The following is a 4,615-nucleotide window of genomic DNA, read 5'->3' on the forward strand; positions in this document are numbered from 1 at the left end:
CCACCATCCACTTGAGCATTTTCACGGCGCGCTGGCGCCAGATGACCTGCCCCGTCACGGTATAAGCGGCCAGGCACAGCACCATGGCCAGGGCCATCAGCAAGACCATCCATCGGAACAGGATCATGGGCGCAGCTTCACCAGGCGGGCGCCAGCTCGGCCATGCCCTTGGGGGCTTTGGCCGCGTCGTCAAAGGTGACGATTTCGTAAGCCGATGGGTCGGCCAGCAGGGTGCGCAGCAGCACATTGTTCATGGCGTGGCCCGATTTGTAGGCGCTGTAGGCGGCCAGCAAGGGGCGGCCCACCACGTACAAATCGCCAATGGCGTCCAGGATCTTGTGCTTGACGAACTCGTCGTCGTAGCGCAGGCCATCGCTGTTGAGCACGCGGTGGTCGTCGATCACGATGGCGTTGTCCATGCTGCCACCCAGGCCCAGGCCGCGCGAGCGCATCACCTCAAAGTCCTTGGCAAAGCCAAAGGTGCGGGCACGGGCGATGTCGCGCTTGTACTGGCCGCTGCCAAAGTCGAACTCGACCCGCTGGCCGGTCTGATCGACGGCAGGGTGGTCAAAGTCGATCTCGAAGGCCAGCTTGTAGCCGTGGTACGGCTCCAGTCGCGCCCATTTCAGGGTGCGCCCTTCGCCTTCGCGCACTTCTACCGGCTTGAGCACCTTGATGAAGCGCTTGGGCGCTTTTTGCAACTCAATGCCCGCGCTTTGCAGCAGGTACACGAAAGCCGCCGATGAGCCGTCCAGGATGGGGACCTCTTCGGCGGTGATGTCCACGATCAGGTTGTCCAGGCCCAGGCCGGCACAGGCCGACATCAGGTGCTCAATGGTGTTGACCTTGGCCAAGCCCGGGTCGCCACCTGGTGAAATGGTGGAGGCCATGCGGGTGTCGCACACGGCCAGGGCGTTGACGGGGATGTCGACCGGGTGGGCCAAATCCACGCGCCGGAACACGATGCCGGTGTCGATCGGGGCGGGCCGCAAAGTCAGTTCGACCCGCTGGCCGCTGTGCAGCCCTACGCCCACGGCGCGTGTCAGGGATTTGAGGGTGCGTTGTTGCAGCATGGCGGGATTATCGACTCAGTGCAAAAATCCCGTTATAAATTGGTATTTGCCCGTCGCCGCCCAGAAAAAACCGACCGTCTTTCCGAGTATCGCTTTGCGTTAAGGAGTGTAAAGATGAGGCATATTTCTTGTCCAAATGGCACCGATTGCCACAATCTAGTCGCCCATGCCCACCGCGTTCATCCTTCCCCGCACGTCTGACCACGCCTTGGCGCAACTTGTGCCGGACAAGGCCATGACGAATCCGCTGAGCGGTATCCTTGGACTGGTGAAAAAAGAAATCGACGTTAAGCGGGGCCTGGGAATCGGAGGCACCTGCCTGAGACTGCTGTCAGTGGTGTGGCATGCGGGTCAGCATCGCGAGGTGGTGCGTGCCATCTCAGGCTCGCACACCAAAGGTCTGCTGAACACCTATTCTCGGGTGGTTTACCGCTATACCTTGCCTTACCTGTCCATGAAGTTTGACCGGTTGCAGCGTCAGCAGATGTTGGTGGGCCACTGCGATTTCGTCAACCGCGCGCTGCATGCCAGCTTTTTCCAGCGCGTGCTCAGCGATGCCATGCCGATTTGGCAGCGTGAGTTCGAGGGCCGCGGGTTCTCCATTTCAGTGGGCGGGCCATGCCTGCACCGCGAGGGCGACCTCACCCTGGTCTTCAAGATGGACGGCTGCCCGCTCTACCGCATGGCTTTTTCGGTGGTCAAGGCGCCCCTGTTGAACGTGGATGCCGGATCGTCCAGCCATGTCCTCTACGTGGGTCAGGTGCAGGGCTATGCTGATCGATTTGCACAAATGCGCCAGGCCACGCGCCTTTGCCGTGATGTGGCGCCCGCTGACCTGCTGATGGCGGGTATGGCGGGCTTGGCCGGCGCTCTGGGCATCACCATGGTCGCCGGAGTGGGTGTTGAAGACAGCCTCTCATACCCCAGCTTGGTCGAATTGAACACCACCACCAGCTATGGTGATTTCTGGAAGAAGTTCCAGGGCATGCGCGCTCAAGGTGGCCACTACCTGCTGGCACTGCCCCTGGCCGAAAAGCCCATCAGCCTGATCAAGGCCAACCACCGTGGGCGCACGTTGGCCAAGCGTGAGCTCAAGAGAAGCATCTCCGAAGAGGCCGAATCAGTGATGCGCCCGCTGGTGCTTTGACGTTGATTCAAAACTGCTTCACAGCATGTGCGTGCGGTCGCCCTGGCTGAAGCCCATGGCCTCGAACCACTCGCCTTTCACAAAGCCGATGACCTTGAACAGCTCGCCCATTTCGTGCTCGGCGATCAGCATTTGCGCGGCTGCCCGGAGCTTGAAGTCGGCCACCGAGGTGCCGCCCCCGTCTTGGCCCATCTGCGCCAGCAGGCCGCAGTTGCTCAAGAAGCGTCCCTGCGTGGTGTAGCCCAGCACTTCCCAGCCATTGCCCTGGCCTGACAGGGCGATGCCGGTGAAGTTCACGTGCGTGGTGATGTCCTTCTCGCCAACGTTGCTCAAAGGGTCAGGGTCACTGCGGTGGCCCTGGTGGCACATCAGGGTGCCGCCGGTGCGCTGGGGGTGGTAGTACTCGCCTTCTGGAAAACCGTAGTCGATGAAGAAGGCCGCACCGCGTGTCATGCGCTGGGCCAGGGTGGCGATGAAGGCTTCGGCCTGGCCATGCGTCTCGACCACGGTGCCGGGCACGAACTCGCTGTCGGGGCGCTCGGTAGCCGCGCGGACACCTGGGGGCGCGGCCCGGTCGGCCCACACCAAGGCCGCTTCATCCTCATTGCCCGCCAACCCCACGCCGCGTTCCAGCCACTGCTCACCGGTCCAGGTCAACAACTGCACGGGCATGGCGTCCAGCACCTCGTTGCCCACGATCACGCCTTGCAGTTGATCGGGCAGGCTGTCGGCCCAGACCACCTTGTGGGCCATTTCGGGCAATGCTTTGACCAGGGTGTGGTGCTGCCGGTCGCGCAGGGTGCCCGACAGATCAACGATGGTGTAGCGCTGGATGCGGTCGCCCAGGTTGCCCAGCAACTGGATGGCCAGGGCGCCACTGCCGGCGCCAAACTCCCAGAGCTCATCGGTTCCGGTGGCTTCCAGCGCTTCGATCACCTGGGTGGCCAGGGTCTGGCCGAACAAGGGCGTGAGTTCGGGGGCGGTCACGAAGTCGCTGCCGTCTTGCGGCATGTGGCCCAGCACGCGCCGGCCGCTGCTGTAGTAGCCTAGGCCGGGCGTGTACAGCGCCAGTTCCATGAAGCGCTCAAAGCGCATCCAGCCCCCGTGCTGGCGGATCTCGTCGCGGATCAATCGGGCCACCGGGTGGGCGTTCAAAGGGGCGGACACTACACTGTGCCCAGTCGGATCTTGGCGGTTCATGCGCCATTGTAGAAAGCCCATGCCCGATTCCACCGCATCACCCTCATCATCATCAATCGCGCGCGCCGTCCTGGTCACCGGGGCCGGCAAGCGCCTGGGCCGTGACATTGCCCTGACCCTGGCGCTGCAAGGCTGGGACGTGGCCGTGCATTGCCGCGGTTCCCTGGCCGAGGCCCAGGCCACGGCAAAAGACATCCAGGCCCTGGGCCGGCGCGCCGTGGTGCTGCAGGCCGACCTGTCGATTGAGGCGGCAGCGCGCGCCCTGGTGCCGCAAGCCGTGCAGGCCTTGGGCGCGCTCGATGCCGTGGTCAACAGCGCGTCTACCTTTGATTTTGACGACAGCGCCACCTTCACCTACGCCATGCTGGAGCGCCACCTGCGCGCCAACACCGCGCCGGCCATCGTGCTGGCACAGGCCCTGGCCGACCACGTGGCCACGCGGCCCGGCACCAACGCCTCCGTGGTCAACATGCTGGACCAAAAGCTGTGGAACCCCAACCCGGATTTTTTGAGCTACACCTTGTCGAAAGCCGCGTTGGAGTCGGCCACCACCTTGCTGGCCTTGAGCCTGGCCCCGCGTGTGCGCGTGGTGGGCGTGGCCCCCGGCCTGACTTTGACCAGCGAATCGCTGCAAGGCGAGAAGTTCGAGCAACTGCACAAGCTGTCGCCGTTGGGCCGTTCATCGACCGCGCAAGACGTGGCGGCCACCGTGGCCTTTGCCCTGGCCAACCGGTCCATCACCGGCACCACTTTGCTGGTCGATGGCGGCCAGCACCTTCAGCGGTTTGACCGCGATTTTTCAAAAATGTGAGGACGCGACATGTCGCTGACCCGAGGCAACCAGATCCTGAACCTGAGCGGCTTGCGCTTTGACGCCAAGCTGGGCTTCTTGGCCCACGAGCTGACCAACACGCAACCCATCCTGGTCGATGCCGAGCTGAACCTGGGCAGCCAGCCCCTGATGCCGCACGACGACGACATCACCCATGTGCTGGATTACCGCCGCGTGCGCAGCATCATCATCGAAGAGTGCACCGCCACGCACGTCAACCTGCTGGAGTCGATGATCGGCAAGCTGTGCCTGCGCCTGATGGACCTGCCCGGCGTGCTGGGCGTGCGCGTCAAGATTGCCAAGCTGGAGATCTTCGATGACTGCGAAGTGGCGATCAGGATGGAGACCGGGCAGTGGTGATCC

At 63.4% G+C, this 4,615-nt stretch carries 5 protein-coding genes; 3 read left to right on the top strand and 2 right to left on the bottom strand.

The window, feature by feature from the left end:
- Window positions 1–137: 137 nt before the first annotated feature.
- Entirely contained in the window at window positions 138–1,073 is a 936-nt protein-coding gene (lpxC, locus tag H7225_RS16905; protein ID WP_290663943.1) for a UDP-3-O-acyl-N-acetylglucosamine deacetylase, read from the bottom strand.
- Between the two features lie 166 nt (window positions 1,074–1,239).
- Here lpxC and H7225_RS16910 point away from each other — a divergent pair, with 166 nt between their 5' ends.
- A complete protein-coding gene (locus H7225_RS16910; protein ID WP_290663945.1) occupies window positions 1,240–2,220 on the top strand; it encodes a DUF535 family protein in 981 nt (326 codons plus the stop codon).
- Between the two features lie 18 nt (window positions 2,221–2,238).
- Here the strand turns inward: H7225_RS16910 and H7225_RS16915 are convergent, their stop codons facing one another.
- Window positions 2,239–3,315, bottom strand: a complete 1,077-nt coding sequence (locus H7225_RS16915; RefSeq protein WP_290663951.1) for an SAM-dependent methyltransferase — start codon at window positions 3,313–3,315, stop codon at window positions 2,239–2,241.
- A gap of 124 nt (window positions 3,316–3,439) precedes the next feature.
- Between H7225_RS16915 and H7225_RS16920 the strand changes: the two genes are divergently transcribed.
- Both H7225_RS16920 and H7225_RS16925 read left to right on the top strand, forming a co-directional pair.
- Window positions 3,440–4,231 (top strand): SDR family oxidoreductase, encoded by a 792-nt coding sequence (locus H7225_RS16920; RefSeq protein ID WP_290663947.1) that lies wholly within the window; start codon window positions 3,440–3,442, stop codon window positions 4,229–4,231.
- A gap of 9 nt (window positions 4,232–4,240) precedes the next feature.
- Window positions 4,241–4,612 carry a dihydroneopterin aldolase gene (locus H7225_RS16925; protein WP_290663949.1) on the top strand — a complete coding sequence of 124 codons (372 nt, stop codon included), beginning with the start codon at window positions 4,241–4,243 and terminating at the stop codon, window positions 4,610–4,612.
- The last annotated feature ends 3 nt before the right edge of the window (window positions 4,613–4,615 follow it).

The organism is Aquabacterium sp., assembly GCF_014378415.1.
Classification (GTDB): Bacteria; Pseudomonadota; Gammaproteobacteria; order Burkholderiales; family Burkholderiaceae_C; genus Aquabacterium.

Coding starts and splice junctions, on each gene's coding strand:
- H7225_RS16925 (WP_290663949.1), top strand. CDS start 4,241: ATGTCGCTGACCCGAGGCAACCAGATCCTGAACCTGAGCGGCTTGCGC.
- H7225_RS16915 (WP_290663951.1), bottom strand. CDS start 3,315: ATGCGCTTTGAGCGCTTCATGGAACTGGCGCTGTACACGCCCGGCCTA.
- lpxC (WP_290663943.1), bottom strand. CDS start 1,073: ATGCTGCAACAACGCACCCTCAAATCCCTGACACGCGCCGTGGGCGTA.
- H7225_RS16920 (WP_290663947.1), top strand. CDS start 3,440: ATGCCCGATTCCACCGCATCACCCTCATCATCATCAATCGCGCGCGCC.
- H7225_RS16910 (WP_290663945.1), top strand. CDS start 1,240: ATGCCCACCGCGTTCATCCTTCCCCGCACGTCTGACCACGCCTTGGCG.